This window comes from Nocardiopsis sp. RV163 (genome assembly GCF_001029525.1).
Classification (GTDB): domain Bacteria; phylum Actinomycetota; class Actinomycetes; order Streptosporangiales; family Streptosporangiaceae; genus Nocardiopsis; species Nocardiopsis dassonvillei.
Genome location: NZ_LEKI01000104.1, coordinates 1 through 21,739, shown reverse-complemented (window position 1 = coordinate 21,739; position 21,739 = coordinate 1). Strand labels below are relative to the sequence as shown.

At 72.8% G+C, this 21,739-nt stretch carries 17 protein-coding genes; 9 read left to right on the top strand and 8 right to left on the bottom strand.

The window, feature by feature from the left end; all coding sequences use genetic code 11:
• Positions 1-1,222 (top strand): tetratricopeptide repeat protein (locus ABD54_RS17870; RefSeq protein WP_047870641.1); only part of this gene is annotated, 1,222 nt, incomplete at its 5' end.
• A 128-nt stretch (positions 1,223-1,350) separates the two neighbouring features.
• Here ABD54_RS17870 and ABD54_RS17865 read toward each other — a convergent pair.
• The 4 genes from ABD54_RS17865 to ABD54_RS17850 all read right to left on the bottom strand — a co-directional run bounded on the left by ABD54_RS17865 (position 1,351) and on the right by ABD54_RS17850 (position 5,057).
• Positions 1,351-1,539, bottom strand: a complete 189-nt coding sequence (locus ABD54_RS17865) for a DUF5999 family protein (RefSeq protein WP_047870640.1) — start codon at positions 1,537-1,539, stop codon at positions 1,351-1,353.
• A 185-nt stretch (positions 1,540-1,724) separates the two neighbouring features.
• Entirely contained in the window at positions 1,725-3,155 is a 1,431-nt protein-coding gene (locus tag ABD54_RS17860; protein WP_235432103.1) for a threonine/serine exporter ThrE family protein, read from the bottom strand.
• A 357-nt stretch (positions 3,156-3,512) separates the two neighbouring features.
• Positions 3,513-4,205: a response regulator transcription factor gene (locus ABD54_RS17855; RefSeq protein ID WP_047870639.1), complete on the bottom strand. Its 693-nt coding sequence runs from the start codon at positions 4,203-4,205 to the stop codon at positions 3,513-3,515.
• A gap of 30 nt (positions 4,206-4,235) precedes the next feature.
• Entirely contained in the window at positions 4,236-5,057 is an 822-nt protein-coding gene (locus ABD54_RS17850; protein WP_047870638.1) for a RecB family exonuclease, read from the bottom strand.
• Positions 5,058-5,274: 217 nt separating this feature from the next.
• Between ABD54_RS17850 and ABD54_RS17845 the strand changes: the two genes are divergently transcribed.
• Positions 5,275-6,339, top strand: a complete 1,065-nt coding sequence (locus ABD54_RS17845; protein ID WP_047870637.1) for a site-2 protease family protein — start codon at positions 5,275-5,277, stop codon at positions 6,337-6,339.
• Positions 6,340-6,345: 6 nt separating this feature from the next.
• On the opposite strand, the gene ABD54_RS17840 is transcribed toward ABD54_RS17845, so the two are convergent.
• Both ABD54_RS17840 and ABD54_RS17835 read right to left on the bottom strand, forming a co-directional pair.
• Complete coding sequence (locus ABD54_RS17840; protein ID WP_047870636.1) at positions 6,346-6,819, bottom strand: hypothetical protein; 474 nt, start codon at positions 6,817-6,819, stop codon at positions 6,346-6,348.
• A 32-nt stretch (positions 6,820-6,851) separates the two neighbouring features.
• Complete coding sequence (locus ABD54_RS17835) at positions 6,852-8,135, bottom strand: helix-turn-helix transcriptional regulator (RefSeq protein WP_082166879.1); 1,284 nt, start codon at positions 8,133-8,135, stop codon at positions 6,852-6,854.
• Positions 8,136-8,343: 208 nt separating this feature from the next.
• On the opposite strand from ABD54_RS17835, the gene ABD54_RS17830 reads away from it, so the two are divergent.
• Positions 8,344-8,709, top strand: a complete 366-nt coding sequence (locus ABD54_RS17830; protein WP_047870634.1) for a hypothetical protein — start codon at positions 8,344-8,346, stop codon at positions 8,707-8,709.
• Between the two features lie 111 nt (positions 8,710-8,820).
• On the opposite strand, the gene ppgK is transcribed toward ABD54_RS17830, so the two are convergent.
• Complete coding sequence (ppgK, locus tag ABD54_RS17825) at positions 8,821-9,585, bottom strand: polyphosphate--glucose phosphotransferase (RefSeq protein WP_047870633.1); 765 nt, start codon at positions 9,583-9,585, stop codon at positions 8,821-8,823.
• 191 nt (positions 9,586-9,776) lie between these two features.
• On the opposite strand from ppgK, the gene ABD54_RS17820 reads away from it, so the two are divergent.
• The 4 genes from ABD54_RS17820 (at position 9,777) to dop (ending at position 16,581) form a co-directional block, all read left to right on the top strand.
• The gene (locus ABD54_RS17820; protein ID WP_082166878.1) at positions 9,777-10,841 is read left to right on the top strand and encodes a tRNA (adenine-N1)-methyltransferase; all 1,065 of its coding nucleotides are present in this window, start codon (positions 9,777-9,779) and stop codon (positions 10,839-10,841) included.
• 291 nt (positions 10,842-11,132) lie between these two features.
• Positions 11,133-12,902 (top strand): proteasome ATPase, encoded by a 1,770-nt coding sequence (gene arc / locus ABD54_RS17815; protein WP_152692059.1) that lies wholly within the window; start codon positions 11,133-11,135, stop codon positions 12,900-12,902.
• A gap of 264 nt (positions 12,903-13,166) precedes the next feature.
• Positions 13,167-14,432: a hemolysin family protein gene (locus tag ABD54_RS17810; protein WP_047870631.1), complete on the top strand. Its 1,266-nt coding sequence runs from the start codon at positions 13,167-13,169 to the stop codon at positions 14,430-14,432.
• Between the two features lie 631 nt (positions 14,433-15,063).
• Complete coding sequence (dop, locus tag ABD54_RS17805; RefSeq protein WP_047870630.1) at positions 15,064-16,581, top strand: depupylase/deamidase Dop; 1,518 nt, start codon at positions 15,064-15,066, stop codon at positions 16,579-16,581.
• Positions 16,582-16,647: 66 nt separating this feature from the next.
• On the opposite strand, the gene ABD54_RS17800 is transcribed toward dop, so the two are convergent.
• Entirely contained in the window at positions 16,648-18,162 is a 1,515-nt protein-coding gene (locus ABD54_RS17800; RefSeq protein WP_047870629.1) for a PucR family transcriptional regulator, read from the bottom strand.
• 276 nt (positions 18,163-18,438) lie between these two features.
• On the opposite strand from ABD54_RS17800, the gene ABD54_RS17795 reads away from it, so the two are divergent.
• Both ABD54_RS17795 and ABD54_RS17790 read left to right on the top strand, forming a co-directional pair.
• Positions 18,439-19,737 carry an MFS transporter gene (locus ABD54_RS17795; RefSeq protein ID WP_047870628.1) on the top strand — a complete coding sequence of 433 codons (1,299 nt, stop codon included), beginning with the start codon at positions 18,439-18,441 and terminating at the stop codon, positions 19,735-19,737.
• A gap of 161 nt (positions 19,738-19,898) precedes the next feature.
• Positions 19,899-21,512, top strand: coding sequence for an amidohydrolase (locus tag ABD54_RS17790; RefSeq protein ID WP_047870627.1), 1,614 nt, complete (start codon positions 19,899-19,901; stop codon positions 21,510-21,512).
• Positions 21,513-21,739: the final 227 nt, after the last annotated feature.

Sequence of the window (21,739 nt, the reverse complement as noted above, 5' to 3'; positions counted from 1 at the left end):
CCGCTCGGCCACCGATCCCCGGGACACGGACGAGGCGGAGGCGCCGACCGGGCAGGCTGCCGCCGAACTGTGCGACCAGGCCCAGGACCTCGCCGAGAGCGGCCACCTCAAACGCGCGGCCGGGCTCTACCGACAGGCGGTGGCCGCCAACCCCCACCCGCGGGTGCAGGCCCGCGCACTGCTCGGCCTGGCCGTGGTCGAGGACCAGCGGGGCGACCCGGCCGCCGCCCGTGAGGCCGCCCGCCGCGCCCTGGCCACCGGCGATCCGCGCTACGCCCCGCGCGCCGCCTACCATCTGGCGCTCTCCCTCGAACAGGACGGCGACCACGCCGAGGCAGACCGCCTCTGGCGCCGCCTGCTCGACCTGGGCGGGTCCGACTACACGGCGGTGGCGCACTACGGGCTGGCCCGCTCCGCCGAGGGGCGAGGCGACACCGGCGGAGCCGAGGAGCACTGGGAGGCGGCGCTGGCACTGCCGCCCGATCCCGGTTCGCTAGGCCGCCTGCAAGCCGCCACGGTCGTGGAGGCCTCCCGTGACCTGGCCGAACGCCTGCTGGGACGGGGGCGGCCGGGCGCTGCCGCTGCCGCGGTCGAACGCGGCCTGTCGGTCGCGGACGATCCCGGTCTGCGCCTGCTGCGCGCCGCCGCCCACTTGGAGCACGCCATCGCCGACGTCGGCGCCATCGTGGACCCGGACCCGGACGCGGTCTCCGAGGGAACAGGGGGGCCGGGGGCCGCGCCGGGCACCTTCGCCGCCGCGGTGGAACTCCTGGCCGGGCTGCTGGCCCTGCGCGGGGACCCCGGCGCGGCCGAGCGGGTCTGGCGGCTGGGCCTGGGGGACCGGGACCCGGACACCGCGGGGCAGGTGCGCCGGAGGCTGCGCACGGGCTTCGCCGCGCCCGAGGAGGACGGGGACGGCGGGGCCGGGGAGCCGTGGTGGGACCCCTACCTGGAGGAGGCCGCGGCGACCGCGAGCGCGCCCGCGCTGGCGGGGGAGCTGTTCGCCGTGGTCACCCAGATGCACTCCCTGCTGGCGCTGCCGGTGGCAGAGGGGGAGGCGCGCCCAGCGGCGCTGCGTTCCGCCATGGAGGAGGCGCTGCGCACGCCGAGCGGACTGGTGTGGGGCCCCGGTGTGCACGCCGACTTCCGGCGTCGGCTGAGTGAGGCGATGGGCGGCCGGGACGTGCTGCCGGAGGGGTGGCCCGACCCGGTCCGGGAGTGAGGGCCGGGGACGGGCCCCGGCGCTCGCGCGGTCACCGGGGCCGTCAGGGGACACGTCACCGCCCGGGGTGTGTGCGCCGGGCGGGGTGCGTCGGCCTCGCGGCCGGGGTGTGTCGGTGCGGCCGCGCGTCAGGCCGCGACGCGGGGTCGGTGCGGGGCGACGACCGCCCCGTCGGGAAGAAGCTCACCGGTGTCGTCGAAGAGGACGACACCGTTGCAGAGCAGGCTCCAGCCCTGTTCGGGGCGGCTGGAGACGACCCGGGCCGCTTCGCGGTCGGTGTCCTCGAAGGACGGGCAGGCGGGTTCGTGGCTGCACATGGGACAGGCCTTTCGGTCCAGAGGTGCTCGTCGTTGAGCTGACGCCAAGAGTAGTGGTTCACATCACATGCTTGTCGCGGTTTAACACGGATGTGTTCGCTTCGCCGCTGTCGTCCGCTCTCGGGAAGTGGGATACCCCCAGGCCAGCAATGGTTCTGCCCTGTCCGGCCCCGGCCACGAGGAACTCAGTACCCGCCGCGTGTCCGGCGCGCCGCCGGGCGGCTGCGCATCCCCGCGCCGGCCAGCCCGCCGTGCTGGAAGGCCCTGACCAGCTCGCCGCCGAGGTTGACCCCCGCCCCCAGCGCCAGGCCCACCGTGACCGCCTCCGCGAGGCTGAGCAGCCCGGCTGAGGGGTCGCCCTGCGTGATCTCGATCAGGCCCCGGTACAGGATGCTGCCGGGCAGCAGGGGGGCGATCGACGGGACCAGGTAGGGCAGCACCGGTCTGCGCGTGCGCCGCGCCAGCCAGTGGCCCACCACACCCACCGCGACCGCGCCCGCGACAGTGCCCACCACCGCGGGCACGTGCAGCAGGTCGCGCATACTCGCGTAGATCACCCAGATCAGCACGCCGAGCACGCCGATCATCGGCAGCATCCGGGGCGGTACGGCCAGCGAGATGGCGAAGGCCACCGCGATCCCCGCCGCGCCGATCAGCACGGGGACCTCCACCGAGGTCCCCGCGGAGGGGAGGTCCTCCAGGTTGATGCTCACGCCCAGGCGCTGGGCGGTGTAGGCGACCGCGCCCACGCCGGACACGATCGCGCCCAGGATGAAGAAGGTCTCCAGCAGGCGTGCCGCCGCCGAGACGTAGGTGCCGCTGATGCCGTCCTGGAGGCTGGAGACCAGCGGGCGTCCGGGCAGCAGGGCCATGATGTTGCCGGTGATGATCGCCCCGGCCTGGAGCCCGAGGTCCAGCGTGGTGCTGGCCCACAGCAGAGCCACGCCGATCGTGGCGGCCACCACCGCCGCGCCCGCCATCTGGTAGAACTCCGCGACGCCCCGCTTGGCCAGGAACACCGACGTGCGGTCGCCCATGACGGTGGCCAGGAAGGCCGCGGTCGCCACGATCGGGCCGCCGCCCACCATGAGGCTCGCACTGGAGGCGATGAGGCCGAACCCGACCGCGATGAGCCAGTTGGGGTAGGGCATCCGGGCGCGCCTGATCTGGGTCAGGCGGGCGGTGGCGTCCTCCAGTTCCAGCAGGCCGAGCGCGCACTGCTGCACCAGGGTGTGCAGTTCGTTGACGCGGAAGTAGTCCAGGGTGCGGCGGCGCACCACCCGTTCGCCGGTGATCGGGGGGTGTTCGCCCCCGGGGTGGGTGGACAGGGTGATGGTGGTGAAGGTGACCGAGACCTCCGAGCGGGGCAGGTCGAAGGCGACGGAGAGGCTGAGCATCGCCTCGCTGACGGCCTCCGTGCCCTCTCCGCTGGCGAGCATCAGCTCGCCCACCCGCAGCACCAGGTCGATGGCGCGGGCGTCGGGGAGGTTGACGTCCTCGGTCTCGTCGAAGCCGTCCGGGGTCAACTCCCGCTCGTGCGCCTCCCGCCAGTCCCGCATCCTGCTGAGCAGGCGGTCCTCGCTCGGGGGCACGGGCCGCTCCCGCTTGCTTGGCATTCCTGTCTCCGTCTCCTCCCCGCCTGTACCCGTGGTGACCGGCGTGCTGTGGACAACCCATGAGGGGACGCGGTCCCCGAGGGCGGGGTTCGCCCGGAACGGGGTTCGTGGCCGGTGAGTTCGATCACCGGATCATCCTGTCAAGGCCGGGGGCCCGTCCACAGCGACGCGCCCGGGGCCCGTGCGCGGGGGGTCCCGGCCGGGACCGGATCGAGCCGCAGCCCCTGCGGGGCGGGGCCTGGCGCGTCGGGACCGCGTGTCGGCGCAGGCCGGTGAACCTGGTGGCCCGGTGCGCGTGTCGGGGGCAGGGGGCGGGGCACCTGGTGGCCAGGTGCCCCGGAACGCGTGTCGGCGGTGTCAGCCGGGGCCTTGGTCGTGCTCGCCGGGGCGGACCAGGCCGTGCTCGTAGGCGTAGACCACTGCCTGGACCCGGTCGCGCAGTTCCAGCTTGGTGAGGATGCTGCCGACGTGGGACTTGACGGTGGTCTCGCCCAGGACCAGGTGGGCGGCGATCTCGGCGTTGGACCACCCGCGCGCGAGCAGGCGCAGGACCTCGTGTTCGCGGGCGGTCAGGGTGTCCTCGGCGGGTTCGGCGCCGGGGGAGGCGGAGGTCAGGAGCGGGGCGAAGCGGTCGAGCAGGCGGTTGAGCACGGTGGGGGAGACGGCCGCCGCCCCGTCCGCGACCACCTCGACGGCCGAGACGAGTTCGGCGGGCGGCGCGTCCTTGAGCAGGAACCCGGAGGCACCCGCGCGCAGCACCTCGACGGCGTACTCGTCCAGGTCGAAGGTGGTCAGCGCCAGGACCCGCACCCGGTGGCCCAGGGGCCGCGCCCACGACACGATCTGCCGGGTGGCCTCGATCCCGTCCATGCCGGGCATGCGCACGTCCATGAGGACGACGTCGGGCAGCAGGCTGCGGGTCTCGCGGACCGCCTCGCGGCCGTCGGAGGCCTCGCCCACGACGGACAGGTGGGGGGCGGACTCCAGGATCATGCGGAAACCGGCGCGGACGAGGGGCTGGTCGTCGACCAGCAGTACTGAGACGGGCACAGGGGGAATTGTGCCGTATCCCGGGCGGGGTCACCCGCGTGGGCGGTCCGTCGGCGCGGGCAGGGGCGGCGGGGTGCCGCCGAACTCCGGGCACAGTGCCTGGTGCTCGCACCAGCCGCAGAGCTTGCTCCTGCGGGGCTCCCACACCCCGGCGCGTCCGGCGGCCTCGATCCGCGCCCAGATGTCGGCGATCTCGGTCTCCGCGGCCCTGAGTTCGTCCTCGGTGGGGTCGTACCAGCGCACAGCTCCGTCGCCGCCCAGGTAGACGAGTTGCAGGCGGGTGGGGACGACGCCGAGGTCGCGCCAGATCATGACCGCGTAGAAGAAGATCTGGAACCGGGCCTTGTCCTCGAAGCGGGGCGCGGGGGACTTGCCGGTCTTGTAGTCCACGATCCGGATCTGGCCGGAGGGGGTGACGTCGATGCGGTCCACGTAGCCGCGCAGCCGCAGGCCGGTGGGCAGGGACACGTCCAGGCGCATCTCCCGGTCGCGCGGCTCCAGGGCGGTGGGGTTCTCCAGGTCGAAGTAGCGGCGGACCAGGTCTCGGGCGGACGCCAGCCAGGTGTCGCGCTCGGCGTCGTCGGCGAAAAGCTCGTCCAGCTCGGGCTTCCTCTCGCGCAGCTTCTTCCACTGGGGCTCGACCAGGCCGACGGCGTTGCGCGGGTTGCGCGACTCGGCGGGCAGCTCGTACAGGCGCTCCAGGCAGGCGTGGACGAGGGTGCCGCGCAGGGCCGCCGCGCTGGGCGCCTCGGGGAGGCGGTCGATGGTGCGGAAGCGGAACAGCAGGGGGCACTGGAGGAAGTCGGAGGCCCGGGAGGGTGAGAGGGCGGACGGCAGGAGCGCGGTGGTCATGGAACGAGCCTATGAGAAGGTCGCGACAGGCCGCGAGGGGAGAGGGCGGCCTGCGGAGGGGCGGTGCGGCGCGGAGCGCGGTCGTGGGTGCCTCGGGGTCGGGGCGGGCGGGCCGTAGGCTGGGAGCGTGACGACCGGTAGTGACCCATCCGAGCCCAGACCCCGCGAGCGTTCCGCCAGACCGGGGTTACTGATCGGCCGCCCCTTCGGCATCCCCGTGTACGTGACCTCCTCGTGGCTGATCGTCGCGGCGTTGATCACCCTGGTCTACGGCGGTGTGGTCCAGGGGCGCCTGGCGCTGGGGCCGGGCGCCTACCTGCTGGCCTTCGTCTTCGCCGTGCTGCTCTACGCGTCGGTGCTGGTGCACGAACTGGCGCACGCGCTGGTCGCGCGCATGTACGGGCTGCCGGTCCGGCGCATCGTGCTGTACGTGCTGGGCGGGGTCTCCGAGATCGAGCGCGAGGCGCCCACGCCGGGGCGCGAGTTCTGGATCGCGTTCGCCGGTCCGCTGTTCTCCCTGGTGCTGGCGGCGGGCGGGTTCGGTCTGTACCTGTTCACCGAGCCGCGCACCGTGGTGGGTGAGCTGCTGTTCCAGCTGTGGATCGCCAACCTGCTGGTGGGTGCGTTCAACCTGTTGCCGGGGCTTCCGCTGGACGGCGGGCGGCTGCTGCGCGCCGGGGTGTGGAAGGTGACGGGTCGGCCCTTCGCGGGGAGCGTGGCCGCGGCTTGGGGCGGTCGGGTGCTGGCGCTGCTGGTGGTGGCGCTGCCGTTCCTGATCGCGTGGTGGGCGGGTGGACGGCTCAGCCCGTGGAGCGTGGTGTGGGGCTTCGTCCTGGGCGGTTTCATGTGGATGGGCGCCTCCGAAGCGCTGCGCTCCGCCCGGGTGCGTGAGCGCGTCCCGCGTCTGCGGGCCCGGGACCTGGCCCGGTCCTCGGTGACGGTGCCGGCCGACACGCCGCTGGCCGAGGCCGAGCGCCGGGCGCGCGATGCGGAGGCGGTGGAGATCGTGGTGACCGACGCCGGGGGCGCTCCCACTGCGGTGGTGCACCCGGCGGCGGCCGGGGCGATCGAGCCGCAGCGCCGGGCGTGGGTGCCGGTGTCGAGCGTGTCCCGGGCGGTGACCGAGCATTCTCTGGTGCCTGTGGGGTTGGAGGGTGAGGAGTTGCTACGGGAGCTGACGGGGCATCCGCTGCCTGAGTACGTGGTGGTGGACGAGGCAGGCGGGGTGCGCGGGGTGCTCAGGGCCGCGGACGTCAACGCGGTGGTCTCGGGCCGGCGCTGAACCGGGTCAGCGGCGGGCGCCTTCGGGCCACAGCACCGAGACCGGGCGAAAGAGTGAGCGCGCGTAGGCCACCACGTCGGCGGTGCCGCCGGGGCCGCGGGCGGGTCGGCCGTCCCAGACGGCCAGGAGCTGGTCGCAGCGGCTCACGAGCAGCCTTCCGGCCTCCATGTGCGCCTCGGGAGTGGAGTCGGTGTGGGGCAGCGTGTGCACGAGGACGGCCCGTCGCAGGAGGCGGTCGTAGACGGGGTGGTGCTGCTCTGGCAGCGCCTGGCGGTAGCCGGAGGCGGGGACGACCGCCTCCAGCGGAGCTCCGGCGGCGACGACCGTCTCGGCGAAGACGGCGTCGGCGCCGTCGGCCAGGCAGGACAGGCCCACCATCTCGCAGCCGTAGGGCTCCAGGTGGGCGGTGAGCAGCGCGGTGACGGTGCGTCGCACGTCCGGGGCCAGGTCTCGGTGACCGGTGACCGCGATGTGGATCACGGGACCTCCTTGATGGTCGCTTCGCGTTTTTCCTACCCCTGTGCGGCGCTCCCCTTCACCAGGGACAGGAGCCGGTCGTCCAGGACGGCCGCGCAGCGCGCCCGCGTTCCCGAGTAGCGGCGGCGAAAGGTCCGGACCCGCCCGATGATCCGCTCGGACTCGTAGCGCACGCCCGTGTTCAGCGCCTCGTTGACCAGGTGGAAGGCCTCGTCCACGTCCCCCGCCTCGGCGTGCGCCGAGGCCAGTTCCACCTGGAGGACCGCGGACTGCTTGGGGTTGCCCCCGTGGGTCGCGAAGGCCTCGGAGAAGGCCCGCCGGGCGTCGTGCGGCTGGCGCAGCCGCACGCCCACCCGGGCGCGGTAGCCGGCGACCTTGGCCTCGTCGAAGGCGAACACCCACGGCCAGGGCGGGTCGGTGTTGGCGGAGCGGGCCACCTCCCGCTCCGCCCGGCCCAGGGCGCGCGCGGCCGCCGCGCCGTCCCCGTTCCCGGCGTGCGCGAGCGCCCCCACGCAGGCCAGCCAGGCGCGCGCGGTGGGGTGGGCGGCCGGGCCCAGGACGCGTTCCGCCTCCTGGACCAGCCCGAGGCCGAGGTGGTGGTCCTCGGCGGTGTCGGTCTCGAAGGCGGCCAGGGAGCCCAGCATGTAGACGTCGAGCAGGCGCGTGTCCGCCTGGCGGGCGCGGGTCACGGCGGTGCGGTAGTGCGCCCTGGCCGATCCCATGTCTCCGCGGTCGGCGTGCAGCCAGGCGGCGAAGCCGGAGGCCTCGCTGGCCGCGGCGCTCAACTCGCCGTGGAACGGCGTCCCGTGCGCCTGCCCACGCATGTGCTCGGCCAGATGCACGTGCGCAACTGCGCTGGGCAGCAGGTGGCGGGAGGGGGAGGTGGCGTCCATGCGGCGCTGGCCCCCGGTGATGGCGCGCAGGGAGTGCGCGGTCGTCTCGTTGACGGTGTCGGGGCACGGGTCCGACGCCACCGGGGCCGGAGCCGAACCGGTGGTGGCGGTGGTGGCGGTGAGCAGCGCTCCCGCGGCCACCGCGCGTCCGAAGTCGCGGCGCCTCGTGGTGTCCACCCCCTTCTCTGCGGGACGGGCCTGGGGCGCGGTACCGCCGAAACCCAGCAGGTGCAGCGGGATGTCCAGGCGTCGGGCGAGGTCGTGTACCTGGCTGACGGTCAGCGACTGCTGGCCGTTGACCACGCGCGAGACCCAGCTCTGGGAGTAGTCGATCGCGCGGGCGAGGTCACCCTGGGACCAACCGTGCGCCGCGCGCACTCCCTCGATGACCGTCGCCATGTCGCAGGTGGCCAGGGCACCCGCCATGCGGGGACGTGTCCACAGGTCCGCTGGAAGAACGCCGTCTGGTTGGGGCATGAGCTTAGGTTAGGGACTCCGGGCGCCGCTGGTGGCTATGTGTAAGAAAGAAGTGCGTATGCGTGATCCGCATAGGACCGGCGGTTCTCCCTCCGTGTACGGCAGAGTGCAAGGGTCGTTGGTCCCAGAGGCGTCTGGGAAGGGGAGGGGAGTCCCGTTGACCGTTGAGACCCCGCCGGCGGGGAGTCCGAGCCTGAGGCGTGACCCGGGTACGGCCGGGCTGGTGGACCGTGTGGAGCTGACGAACCTCGCCCTGCGCGGGCTGGCCGCCGAGTTGCGCTCACGCGGGGTGGAGGCCCGTGAGGACGGGTTGTGCGGGGCGGTGGACGCCGGTCCCCGCACCCGGCCCCACCGCGCCCTGCTGCGGCCCCACCGCGGGGACCTGTGGTGGTGGATGCGCTGGCCGCTCCAGGACGGGCTGCCCACGGCTCTGGCGGGCGTGCCCCTCTCGCCGGTCGCGCACACCTCCGCCGCCGCCCGGCGGATCGTGGTCGCACTGTCCCTGTCCGTCGGCGAGGGCTGAGCGGGGGCGGTCCGCCGAGCGGAAGGCCCCCGGCGTGTATCCCGCAGGAGCGGCCGAACCACCGCGCCAGGCGGCTCGTCCGCGTCCCGAGGTCCGGCCGTCCGGGCCGCCTCAGCCCGACTCGGACTCGGCGGCGGCCAGGGCGGCGCCGACGATCCCGGCCGTGTTGAGCAGCGAGGCGGCCACGACGGGCGTGCGGATGTCCAGTAGCGGCAGGAACTTCTCCGCCTTGCGGCTGACCCCGCCGCCGACCACTATCAGGTCCGGCCACAGCAGGTCCTCCACGACCCGGTAGTAGCGCTGGAGCCGCTCGGTCGCCCACTCGCGGTAGGACAGCTCCTCGCGTTCCTTGGCGCCCGAGGAGGCCCGCGTCTCGGCGTCGTGGCCGTCGATCTCCAAATGCCCGAACTCGGTGTTGGGCACCAGGCGCCCGTCCACCACCAGGGCGGTGCCGATCCCCGTGCCCAGGGTGGTCATCAGCACCACCCCCGGCACGTCCCTGGCCGCGCCGTAGCGGGTCTCGGCCACGGCGGCGGCGTCGGCGTCGTTGAGCACGCGCACCGGGCGGCCCGTGGCCCCGGCGAACAGCGACCGCGCGTCGGTGCCGATCCAGCTCTTGTCCAGGTTGGCCGCGGTGCGCACCACACCGCCCTGCACCACGCCCGGGAAGGTCACGCCCAGGGGCATGCCCGCCGCCTCGGGGAAGCGCTCGGCGATCCCGTGCACGATCTCGGCCACCGCCTCGGGGTCGGAGCGGTCGGGGGTGAGGACCTTCGTGCGCTCCTTGAGGAACTCGCCGGTGCTCAGGTCGACCGGCGCGCCCTTGATCCCGCTGCCGCCGATGTCGATTCCCAGCCCCGTGTTCAGCTGTGACATGGGTCGTCTTCTCCCGTGGTCCTCGTGTGGTGTCCGGGCGCGGTCAGGAGCCCGTCAGGCTGAATACTGCCCTGGGGGCGGGGATTTCGCACGCGCGGGCGCCCCGTGCGCGTTCGCCGCGGTACCGGGGGGCCGATAGCCTGGGCGATCGCCCTGCCAACCAATAGCGACGTGGGAAGACGAGAGCGACGTTGACCGGTATCCATGGCCGCCGCGGCCCCTTCACCGACGGCGACACCGTGCAGTTGACCGACCCCAAGGGTCGCATGCACACCATCACCCTGCGAGAGGGCGCCGCCTTCCACTCCCACAAGGGCAAGGTCGACCACGACGACCTCATCGGACAGCCCGAGGGCAGTGTGGTGCGCTCCAACACCGGCACGGCCTACGTGGCGCTGCGCCCCCTGCTGATCGACTACACCCTGTCGATGAAGCGGGGCGCGACCATCGTCTACCCCAAGGACGCCGCCCAGGTGCTCGTGGAGGCCGACATCTTCCCCGGCGCGCGCGTGGTGGAGGCCGGGGCGGGCTCGGGGGCCATGTCCAACTGGCTGCTGCGCGCGGTCGGTGAGAACGGCATGGTGCACTCCTACGAGCGCCGCGCCGACTTCGCGGAGATCGCCCGCAAGAACGTGGAGAGGTTCCACGGCGGTCCGCACCCGGCCTGGGAGCTCACCGTCGGCGACCTGGTGGAGGAGCTGGACGAGACCGACGTCGACCGCGTCTTCCTGGACATGCTCGCGCCCTGGGAGTGCCTGGACGCGGTCGCCGGCGCCCTCATCCCGGGTGGGCTGGTGTGCTGCTACGTCGCCACCACCACACAGCTCTCGCGCGTGGTGGAGCAGTTGCGCGAGGACCCCCGCTTCTACGAGCCGCGCTCGTGGGAGACCATGCTGCGCACCTGGCACGTGGAGGGCCTGGCCGTGCGCCCGGACCACCGCATGATCGGGCACACCGGTTTCCTGGTGGTCGCGCGCCGCCTGGCCGACGGGGCCGAGGCCCCCGAGCGCCGCCGTCGTCCGGCCAAGGGCGCCTACGGCAAGGACTTCACCGCCGCGCGCGAGCAGGACCGGCGCGCGGACGGAGCGGAGGAGGCGGTCCCGGCCGAGGAGGTCCGGGCGCTGGCCACCGACGCGGCGGTTCCCGAGGCGCCCCGCGGTGACGGTGTGACCGACGGGGCGGCCGACGCCTCCGGTCCGCCGGACACGGAGGGCACCGCCGACCCGCGGACCCCCCGAGACGGCGCCCGCGGCTGAGTTCGCGGCCCCTCGCCCCGGATCCACCGTCCGAGCCCGCCCGGGCGCGGTCCCCGCGGGGACCGCGCCCGGGCGGGCTCCGGCGTGTGCGGGGAGGGATCGCCCGGAGGGGCGGACTTCTTGCCCGCGGCCGGACCCAGAGGTTACGTTCTCATTACGTCGGGTCATCCGCTAGCACTCTGACCTGTGCGGACGCAAGACCTGGAAATGAGTCCTACGACACTCTGCGGCCTTGGGAGGTTAGGAATAGGGCGGGGGTAGGTAGGCTCCGATGTAGTTCCTCATAGGGAGGTGGCGGACGTGGCTGAGCGCGACGACGAGCGTCAGAGCGACCGGGACCGTGAAGTGGAAGAACTCACGGCCCAGGTCTCCTACATGGAAAAGGAACTCAGCGTTGTTCGGCGCAAGCTCGCCGATTCGCCCCGGCATGTACGCCTGCTGGAGGAGCGGCTGAGGGAGGCACAGGCCAACCTCGCCGCCGCCAACGGCCAGAACGAACGGCTCGTCTCCACTTTGAAGGAGGCGCGCGAGCAGATCGTGGCGCTCAAGGAGGAGGTCGACCGTCTGGCCCAGCCGCCGTCGGGCTTCGGCGTCTACCTCGGTTCGCGCGAGGACGAGACCGTCGAGATCTTCACCAACGGCCGCAAGATGCGGGTCAACGTCAGTCCCTCGGTGGACCTGGACAACCTGCGCCCCGGCCAGGAGGTCATGCTCAACGAGGCCTTCAACGTCGTCGAGGTGGAGTCCTTCGAGACCGTCGGCGAGGTCGTCATGCTCAAGGAGATCCTTGAGGACGGCGAGCGCGCCCTGGTGATCTCCCACCACGACGAGGAGCGGATCGTCCGTCTGGCCGAGCCGCTGCGCGACGAGACGATCCGCCCCGGCGACTCGCTGCTGCTGGAGCCGCGCTCGGGCTACGTCTACGAGCGCATCCCCAAGTCCGAGGTCGAGGAGCTCATCCTCGAAGAGGTCCCCGACATCGCCTACACCGACATCGGCGGCCTCTCCGGGCAGATCGAGATGATCCGCGACGCGGTCGAGCTGCCCTACCTGTACAAGGAGCTCTTCCACGAGCACCAGTTGCGCCCGCCCAAGGGCGTGCTGCTCTACGGCCCTCCCGGGTGCGGTAAGACGCTCATCGCCAAGGCGGTCGCCAACTCGCTGGCCAAGCAGGTCGCCGAGCGCACCGGCCGCGACGTCGGCAAGAGCTTCTTCCTCAACATCAAGGGTCCCGAGCTGCTCAACAAGTACGTGGGCGAGACCGAGCGGCACATTCGCCTGGTCTTCCAGCGCGCACGGGAGAAGGCCTCCGAGGGCACCCCGGTCATCGTCTTCTTCGACGAGATGGACTCTATCTTCCGCACCCGCGGCTCGGGCGTGTCCTCCGACGTGGAGAACACGATCGTGCCCCAGCTCCTGAGCGAGATCGACGGTGTGGAGGGCCTGGAGAACGTCATCGTCATCGGCGCCTCCAACCGCGAGGACATGATCGACCCGGCGATCCTGCGGCCCGGCCGCCTGGACGTCAAGATCAAGATCGAGCGGCCCGACGCCGAGGCGGCCCGCGACATCTTCGGCAAGTACATCACCACGGACCTGCCGCTGCACGACGAGGACCTCGTCGAGCACGGCGGTTCGGCCAGGGCCACGGTGGACGCCATGATCCAGCGGGTCGTGGAGCGCATGTACACCGAGGGCGAGGAGAACCGCTTCCTGGAGGTCACCTACGCCAACGGTGACAAGGAGGTCCTGTACTTCAAGGACTTCAACTCCGGCGCGATGATCGAGAACATCGTCTCCCGGGCCAAGAAGATGGCCATCAAGGACTTCATCGACCAGCAGTCCAAGGGCATCCGGGTCTCGCACCTGATGCAGGCCTGCGTCGACGAGTTCAGCGAGAACGAGGACCTGCCCAACACCACCAACCCCGACGACTGGGCGCGCATCTCCGGCAAGAAGGGCGAGCGCATCGTCTACATCCGGACCCTGGTCACGGGCAAGAAGGGCGCGGACTCCGGTCGGAGCATCGACACGGTGCCCAACACCGGCCAGTACCTGTAGGAACAAGGCTGTAGGAGCGCTCTTAGGGGCCGACCGGACCACCGGTCGGCCCCTTCCCGTGCCGGTGGTTTCCGGTCTCCGTGTCAGCACGGTGTCAACACCTCTCCGGAGGCGGAGCGGGCCGAGGAGAGGCCCTCGCCGGCTCCCGTTCGCATCCGGACGACAAGGCGGGGGCGGTCGTCGGGCGGGGTTGTGAGAGGCTCTGGTGCCACGGTCCGAACGGGACCGTGCCAGAGCACTACAGCATCGGAGACGACAGCAGCTATGGAAAGCTACGGGGTTCAACTCGGCCTCGTCCTTGTCCTCGTCCTCGTCAACGCCCTGTTCGCGGGGAGCGAGATCGCCCTGATCACCCTCAGGGAAGGGCAGATCAAACAGTTGGCGGCACGGGGCCCCGGCGGCCGTGCGGTGGCTCGCCTGGCACGGGACCCCAACCGTTTCCTGGCCACCATCCAGATCGGCATCACCCTCGCGGGCTTCCTGGCCTCGGCCACCGCGGCCGTGTCCCTGGCCCAGCCCCTCATCGAGCCCCTGGGCTTCCTGGGCTCGGCAGCCAGCCCGGTGGCGATCGTCCTGGTCACGGTGCTCCTGTCCTTCGTCACACTGGTCTTCGGTGAACTGGCGCCCAAACGCATCGCCATGCAGCGGGCCGAGACGTGGGCGGTGCTGGTCGCCCGGCCGCTGGACCTGCTCGCCATGCTCTCCCGCCCCGTGGTGTGGCTGTTGAGCGTCTCCACCAACCTCGTGGTGCGCCTGACGGGCGGTGACCCCTCCGCGGCCAAGGAGGAGGTCAGCGAGGAGGAGTTGCGCGACATGCTCGCCACTCAGCGGGGCATGACCCGGGAACAGCGCACCATCATCTCCGGAGCCTTCGAGATCGACGACCGGCGCCTGCGCCAGGTCGTCGTCCCCCGTGGAGAGGTGTTCACCATCCCCGCCCGCACACCCGCGGCCCAGGCGGCGCAGATGCTCGCCGAACACGGGCACTCCCGGGCGCCGGTGGTGAACGACGACGACCTGGACGACGTGCTCGGTGTCGTGCACTGGTCCGACCTGGTGCGCGGTGAGTCCGAGGCCGGAAAACTGGCCCGAGAACCGCTGCTCCTGCCCGATTCCCTGGTGGTGTCGTTGGCCCTGCGCCGCATGATCGCCGAACACCAGCAGTTGGGCGTGGTCGTCAACGAGGTCGGCGGCGTCGACGGAATCGTGAGCCTGGAGGACCTGCTGGAGGAGATCGTCGGGGAGATCTACGACGAGACCGATTCCGACATACGCACGGTGACCCGCAACACCGACGGGTCCTTCACCCTGCCCGGGACCTATCCCGTGCACGACCTGCCCGACATCGACATCCACCTGGACGACCTGCCCGAAGGGGACTACGTCACCGTCGCCGGACTGGTCATCGCGGTGCTGGGCCACATCCCCCAGGAGCCGGGGGAAGAGGTGGTACTGAACTCCTGGAAGGCCAGGATCGACCAGGCCAACGGGCGCACCATCACCCAGGTGACCATGTCCCCCGCGAAGTAACACCGCGCGGCCCGCCCGGACGCGCCGTACCGCTGCTCTGGTACCGGCCCGGCGCCGGGCCGGAGCAGGGGAGTGAGCACCGGCCTCCTCGCGCTCGCCAACGGTTGCTGCTCTCTGTGATGATTCGCGGGGTAAGGGATCGGGACCCGGCTCTCCACGTCCGCGGCCCTTCGCCATCACCCGCCACGACCACGAGGACGGTTCGATGGAAGAGCCCGATGCTGGGACCGCGCCTCTGGGCGAGCAGGGCGTCAACTCGGTTTTCGTCAACAGGTTGTTCCATGGTGCAGACGGGTGTCGTGGGGAGCGTTCGGAACCCGTCGCCGACGGGGCTGGCACGGGTGGCCGCGCGCACTTCCGGTCCGGACGAACGCTCGCGGCCCCGCGCGTCGGCGCGCCCCCGCCCCGGGGCGCGGCCGCCCGGCTCCGGAGCCCGGCGACAGCGCCCCCGGCGGCGGGCGGTCGCGTGCGCCCAAGCGGTGCCCGCGACAGCCGGGAGGAGGCCTCCGTATGCCGTGACCTGCGAGGAAACGGCACGCCGCAGTACCGCGCAACGCCCCAGAACACGGCACTTGGGCCACAATTGGCGCGGAAGCGTTCAAGACCACGTCTCGGTGGATAACCTCTCACCATGAGTGTGCGGCGGATTATGGGTATCGAGACCGAGTACGGGATCTCCGTACCAGGCAACCCCGGGGCCAACGCGATGGTCACCTCCACCCAGGTGGTCAACGCCTATCTGGCCGCCTCGGCGGCCCGGGCGCGGCGTGCCCGCTGGGACTTCGAGGAGGAGAATCCGCTGCGCGACGCGCGCGGCTTCGACCTGGCACGTGAGGTCGCCGATCCCACGCAGCTCACCGACGAGGACCTGGGCCTGGCCAACGTCATCCTCACCAACGGCGCCCGCCTGTACGTGGACCACGCCCACCCCGAGTACTCGGCGCCCGAGGTCACCAACCCGCGCGACGCGGTGCTGTGGGACAAGGCGGGGGAGCGGGTGATGGCTGACGCCGCCGCGCGGGCGGCGGCCACCCCGGGCATCGAGCCGATCCAGCTCTACAAGAACAACACCGACAACAAGGGCGCCTCCTACGGCTGCCACGAGAACTACCTGATGCACCGGTCGACGCCGTTCGGCGACATCGTCCGGCACCTGATCCCGTTCTTCGTCTCCCGCCAGGTGGTGTGCGGGGCGGGCAAGGTCGGCATCGGCTCCGACGGGCAGGGCAGCGGCTTCCAGATCTCCCAGCGCGCCGACTTCTTCGAGGTCGAGGTGGGGCTGGAGACCACCCTCAAGCGCCCCATCATCAACACCAGGGACGAACCGCACGCCGACCCCGACCAGTACCGGCGGCTGCACGTCATCATCGGCGACGCCAACATGAGCGAGATCTCCACCTACCTCAAGCTGGGGACGACGGCGCTGGTGCTGTCGATGGTCGAGGACGGGTTCCTGAGCGCGGACCTGTCCCTGGAGACCCCGGTGGCCGACCTTCGGGAGGTCTCGCACGACCCGGGCCTCACCCACCGGGTGCGGCTGCGCGACGGGCGGCGTATGACCGCGCTGGAACTCCAGCGCGAGTACCTGGACCAGGCCCGCAAGTACGTGGAGGACCGCTTCGGCACAGACGTGGACCCCGACACCGCCGACGTCCTGGACCGCTGGGAGTCGGTGCTCGACCGGCTGGGCGCCGACCCGATGAGCCTGGCCGACGAGCTGGACTGGGTGGCCAAGCTCAAGGTGCTGGAGGGCTACCGCTCCCGTGACTCCCTGGAGTGGTCGCACCCGCGCCTGCAACTGGTGGACCTGCAGTACTCCGACGTGCGGGCGGACAAGGGCATCTACAACCGGCTGGTGGCGCGCGGGCGGATGAAGCGCCTGCTGGAGGAGGCCCAGGTGGACCGGGCGGTCACCGAGCCGCCGGAGGACACCCGCGCCTACTTCCGCGGGCGCTGCCTGGCCAAGTACGCCGACGAGGTGGCCGCCGCCTCCTGGGACTCGGTGATCTTCGACCTGCCGGGCTACGACTCGCTCCAGCGGGTGCCGACCCTGGAGCCGCGCCGGGGCACCAAGGAGCACGTGGGGGAGCTGCTCGACGCATCCCCGACCGCGGCCGACCTGGTGGCGGTGCTCACCGGGGGCCGCTGACCGGCGGGTGTCCGCCCCCCCGGGGCCGCGGACGCCCGCCCGCGTCCGGGCCGTCGCAGGGGCGCCTCAGGTGTGCCAGGTGCCGTCGTGGCAGCGGACGGGCTCCAGGCTCAGGGCGGTCCACAGCTCCAGGCGGGTGCGGGGCTCGTCCAAGCGGCGTCCCATCACCCGCTCGGCGGCGCGCAGCCGCGAACGCAGGGTGTTGCGGTGCACGCCCAGGTCCCGGGCGGTCGCCTCCACCTGGGCGCTGTTGTCCAGGTAGTGGCGCAGCGTGTGCGCCAGTTCCGTGCCGTTGCGGGCGTCGTGGGCGCGCAGCCTGCCCAGGACCGCCTGGTCGAAGGCTCGCGCCCCCTCGGCCGGGACCGCCGAGCGCAGCAGCGCCCAGGCGTCGGTCTCGTCCACGTGCCGGTACCCCTCCGTCGCGGCCTGGCGCGCCCGGTCCACGGCCGAGGACAGGTCGTCGGGCCCCCGGGCGGTGCATGCCCCGGCCGCGACCGGGCCGGCGCCCGGGGCGGACAGCGCCTCGAACAGGCGCCTGCCCGGGCGCGGCGCGCCCCCGCTGTCGGGCAGGACGGCCACCAGCACGTCCTCCAGGGCGCACAGAGCGCTGTCGCGCGCGGCACCGGTGTCGCCGAGCACGTCGGTCAGCGCGTCCGCCGCGTGGTCCAGCAGCCGGTCGGGCGAGGGGGCCCGCAGGCACACCACCTCCCAGGGCGGGGCGGGCAGGGGCGGCGGCACCCGGGGCCGTTCCGTCACCGCGGCGAGCAGGACCGGGGCGCGTTCGCGGTACAGCGCCCGCCGGGCGTCGCGCGAGTGCAACAGGTCCACCGCCAGCAGTGAGGCCGCGTGGTTGGCGAGCATCCGCACGTGCGGCGTCACCGGGGACGGGCAGCGCAGCGCCAGCCAGCCCAGCGTCCGGCCCGCGGGGCCCAGGGTCTGGAGGAGGACGCTCGCCTCCCCGTCGGCCAGCACCGTCATCCCGCGCGGGCGCCCCGCCAGGGCCGAGCGCACCAGCGCGTGCCAGGGGGGTTCGGTGTCGGGCACGGCCGCGCTCGTCATCCCGTTGCGATCCAGCAGCAGCGACGCCCCCGATGTGGCAGAGGACAGTTCGCCCATCACCCCTGCCGGGCCCGAGCGCAGCGACGCGCGCGCCATCGCGTCCTGCGCGGTGAGCACCCGGTGCTGTTCGCGTGCGCGCTCGGCCGCGTAGTGGTCGGCCACCGCCTCCACCACCGCGACGAAGGGGGTCTCGCCCTCCACGCGCAGGATCGGCAGACCCAGGGCGTCGCCCTCCTCCAGCACCTCGGACGGAACCTCGCGCCGCCACACGTCCACGGCCATCCCCAGGCCGGCGCACCCGGCCCCGTGCAGTCGGCGCACGTAGGCGCGGCGCGCCCGCTCGTCGGCGCCCAGCCCCAGCCCGACCGTGAGCACCAGCTCCCCGCCGCGCAACCAGCGCACGGGGTCGTGCAGCTCGATCACGTGCGCCCAGCGGATCGCCCGGTCCAGGCCGGACCGGCCCGCCGCCACCCGCACCTCCAGGTCCGGGTCGGCCGTGATGTCGCGGACCGTAATCGCCAACGCCCCTCCTCCCGCCTCGCGGATTGTGCACTGTGCACATGTGTAACAGCTTGCGTGGTGCACACCGTCCCGACACGGATGGCCGGGGAGTGTCTACGGTCACAACAACACCCGAACCACGGGTTGCGGCCCGCGTCCGCGCCTGTCCGCGACGTGTCGGCGGCGAAGGCCGCCGACCTCGGGCGGGCCCCGCCACGGCGGAGCCGCGCCGGTCCGCGGCACCCGCCGACCGGACGACCCGGTCCGGGGCCGCACCGAACGCGCAACGGAGTACACATGTCAGAGCGGACCGCCCCCACGTCCTCGCACCCCGCGCGTGCGGCCGTGGCGGCCTTCGTCGGCACCACCATCGAGTGGTTCGACTTCTACGTCTACGCCACGGCCGCCAGCCTGGTGTTCGGCACCCTCTTCTTCCCGCCCGGCACCGACCCGGTGATCGGCCTGATGGCCTCCTTCGCCACCTTCTCGGTGGGCTTCTTCGCCCGCCCGCTGGGCGGCCTGGTCTTCGGCCACTTCGGTGACCGCCTGGGCCGCAAGTCCGCGCTTGTCATCACGCTGCTGATGATGGGCGCGGCCACGTTCTGCGTGGGTCTGCTGCCCACCTACGAGCAGGCGGGGTTCCTCGCCCCGGCGCTGCTGGTCCTGCTGCGCTTCGTCCAGGGCATCGCCGTGGGCGGGGAGTGGGGCGGCGCCGTCCTGATGGCGGTCGAGCACGCCCCCGAGAACCGCAAGACCTTCTACGGCTCCTTCGCCCAACTCGGCAACCCGGCCGGTGCGCTGCTGGCCACGGGTTCGTTCGGGCTCATCGCCGCCTGGGACGCCGACCTGCTCAACACCTGGGGCTGGCGCCTGCCCTTCCTCGCCTCGGTCCTGCTGGTCCTGGTGGGTCTGTTCATCCGGCTGAAGGTGGAGGAGTCACCGGTCTTCGAGGCCATGCGCGAGGACACCGACCAGCCGCGGGAGCTGCCGCTGCGCGAGGCCGTGCGCGGTTCCTGGCGCCCCCTGATGCTGGGCATCGGCGTCCTGCCGGTGGCCGTCGGCGGCTACTACGTCGTCACCACGTTCCTCCAGGCCTACGGCGTCACCGAGGTCGGGATCAGCGAGCAGGTCATCCTCAGCGGTCTGAGTCTGGCCGCGTTCGTCGAACTCGTCGCGACCCTGGGCGTGTCCTGGCTGGGCGACCGTTTCGGCACGGTCCGCGTGGTCACCATCGGGCTGGTCGGCGTCATCGTGCTGGCGCTTCCCCAGTTCCTGGTGCTGGAGACCGGCAGCACCGTGCTGATCTTCGCGATGCTGTGCGTGATGCGCCTGGCCATGGCCGCGGTCTACGGGCCCATCGCCCGCGTGCTCGCCCAGATGTTCCCGCCGCGCACCCGCTACACCAGCATCTCCATCGCCTACCAGGTCGCGGGGGCGATCTTCGGCGGCCTCTCGCCGATCGTGTGCACCGCCCTGCTCGCCGCGACCGGCAGCATCCTCCCGGTGGCGGCCCTGCTCATGGCCATGTCGGTGGTGAGCATCCTGTGCCTGGCCAGGGCGCCGCGCCACCGCGACGACGAGCTCGCCGCCGCCTGAGTCCCCCGTCCCACGAGCGCCGCGGGGAGCCGGGGCACGCCCCCGGGCCCCGCGGCCCGTACCGCCGCACCCGCGAGCGGTGGCACGACCACCGCGCGTCCCCCCGCACCGCCGCCGGGCCGACCGGTCCGGCGCCAGCCCATCGAGGAGGAACCCCACCCGTGTCCGGTCTGCTCATCCACAACGCCAACGTCCTGACCATGGACGACGCCAACCCCCGGGCCCGTGCCGTGGCCGTGCGCGAGGGCCGGGTCCGCCTGGCCGGGGACGCCGAGGCCGCCCGCGCCGCCGCGGGCCCGGGCGCGGTGGAGGTGGACGCGGGAGGACGGACCGTCCTGCCCGGGTTCATCGACCCGCACAACCACCTGCTCTCCACCGCCGAGTCTCTGGCCGCCGTCGACGCCGGGTACCCCCGGGTGGGCAGCGCCGCCGACCTGGTCGCCGTGATCGGGGCCGAGGCGGAGCGCACCCCGCCCGGCCAGTGGATCCGCGCCTTCCACATGGACGACGCCAAGTTCCCGGGAGGGCGGCCCACCCGCCGCGACCTGGACGGGGCCACCGGGGAGCACCCGGTCATCGTCTACCACGTCTCGGGCCACCAGGCCGTGGTCAACTCCGCCGCCCTGGCCTGGAGCGGCATCGGCGAGGACGTCCCCGATCCGGCTGGCGGCTCCTTCGTGCGCGACGAGGGCGGGCGCCTGACGGGCATGGTCCTGGACTCGGCCATGGAACTGCTGCTGCCGCTGGCCGTGGACATCGGCTGCCACGGCCCCAACTTCCACACCGACCTGCCCGCCGAACAGCTCCTGGGCTGGCTGGCCTCGGCGGCCGACCCCTACCTGTCGGCCGGGGTCACCACCGTGTGCGACCCGCAGGTCTCGGCACGCGAGCTGCGCGTGTACCGGGCCGCCCGCGCGGCGGGGACCCTGCCGCTGCGCACGTTCGGCATGCCGCTGTCCCACCAGTTGGACGCGCTCACCTCCGCCGGGCTGGCCAGCCCCTTCGGCGACGACTGGCTGCGGCTGACCGGCATGAAGTTCTATTCCGACGGCACCCTGTTGGGCGGCACCGCCAAGTTCAGCGTCCCCTACGGCGAGCACGGCGAGTTCGCGGGCAGCCTCTACCACCACCCCGACCAGCTCGTGGACCTGGTCACGCGGGCCGCCGCGGAGGGATGGCAGGTCGCCGTCCACACCCAGGGCGACGCGGCCATGGACAACACCCTGGCCGCCATCGCCTCGGCCGCGCGGGTGTCGGGACCCGACCCGCGCCCGCGCGTGGAGCACTGCGGCTACCCCACCCCGGAACAGGCCAAGCGCTTCACCGACTACGGCGTCATCCCCGTCAACCAGCCCAACTTCCTGTACGACAGCGGCGGCGACTTCCTGCGCCGCCTGGGGGAGCGGGCCCACCGGCTACAGCCCATGCGCGAGGAACTGGACCTGGGGCTGCGCCCGGTGCTCTCCAGCGACTCCTTCGTCTCCAGCCTGCGTCCGATGGACACCGTGGCCAACGCGGTGTGCCGCACCACCCGCGAAGGCGAGGAGATCGGCGTCGAGCAGGCCGTCACACTCCACGAGGCCCTGCGCGCCCACACCCTGGACGCCGCGCACGCGCTGGGCGTGGAGGACCGCCTGGGCGCGCTGAGCCCCGGGCACCTGGCCGACCTGGTGGTGCTGGACCGCGACGTGGAGTCCCTGCCCGCCGAGCGGCTGCGTGAGGTCGACGCGTGGATGACGGTGCTCGACGGGCGGGTCGTCCACCGCGCCCCCTGAGCCCCGGCCGGGACCGTGCCCGGCTCGCGCCCGCCGCCCGCGCGGGCCCCGCGGTCGCATGTACCGGGGCCCGCACACGGGCGTCCCCCGCCCGCGCCTGCGCGCGGACGGGGGACGTGCTGGAGAGTGTGTCAGCTGGTGCGGATGCTGACGCCCCAGGAGTTGATCATCGGCACGACCTCCTGGTAGTAGGTCGTGCCGCCGACGGAGCAGTTGCCGGAGCCGCC

Coding starts and splice junctions, on each gene's coding strand:
- ABD54_RS17865 (WP_047870640.1), bottom strand. CDS start 1,539: ATGTGCAGCCACGAACCCGCCTGCCCGTCCTTCGAGGACACCGACCGC.
- ABD54_RS17860 (WP_235432103.1), bottom strand. CDS start 3,155: ATGCCAAGCAAGCGGGAGCGGCCCGTGCCCCCGAGCGAGGACCGCCTG.
- ABD54_RS17850 (WP_047870638.1), bottom strand. CDS start 5,057: ATGACCACCGCGCTCCTGCCGTCCGCCCTCTCACCCTCCCGGGCCTCC.
- ABD54_RS17835 (WP_082166879.1), bottom strand. CDS start 8,135: ATGGCGGGTGCCCTGGCCACCTGCGACATGGCGACGGTCATCGAGGGA.
- ppgK (WP_047870633.1), bottom strand. CDS start 9,585: ATGTCACAGCTGAACACGGGGCTGGGAATCGACATCGGCGGCAGCGGG.
- ABD54_RS17810 (WP_047870631.1), top strand. CDS start 13,167: ATGGAAAGCTACGGGGTTCAACTCGGCCTCGTCCTTGTCCTCGTCCTC.
- dop (WP_047870630.1), top strand. CDS start 15,064: ATGAGTGTGCGGCGGATTATGGGTATCGAGACCGAGTACGGGATCTCC.
- ABD54_RS17795 (WP_047870628.1), top strand. CDS start 18,439: ATGTCAGAGCGGACCGCCCCCACGTCCTCGCACCCCGCGCGTGCGGCC.